The sequence below is a fragment of the Pollutimonas rozaliensis genome (genome assembly GCF_048751585.1).
Lineage (GTDB): Bacteria > Pseudomonadota > Gammaproteobacteria > Burkholderiales > Burkholderiaceae_B.
The window spans coordinates 1-258 of the sequence record NZ_JAZHOB010000225.1; the positions used below are offsets into that span (position 1 = coordinate 1).

The 258-nt window shown below is 43.8% G+C and carries 1 pseudogene; it reads left to right on the forward strand.

Annotated features, from left to right (window positions below):
* Positions 1–126: 126 nt before the first annotated feature.
* Positions 127–258, forward strand: a pseudogene (locus V0R37_RS22680) (50S ribosomal protein L25/general stress protein Ctc); the annotation flags it as partial.

Consider the following 258-nt stretch of genomic DNA (forward strand, 5'->3'; position numbering starts at 1 on the left):
GTAGAATGTTAGTATCCGCGCTCGTTTTGAGAGTGATTATTATCGCTAACGAAGCGCTACGACAGCACAAGGTCGCATTGATGCTGTCACACTTATTATTTTTTTACTAATTTGAGAGTAAATACTATGAAATTCAATGCAGTAGTGCGTACTGAACTAGGTAAAGGTGCGAGCCGCCGCCTACGTCACACTGGTCTATTCCCAGCTATCGTTTACGGTGGTGAAGCAGCGCCAGTATCTATCGCTCTAAAACACGAT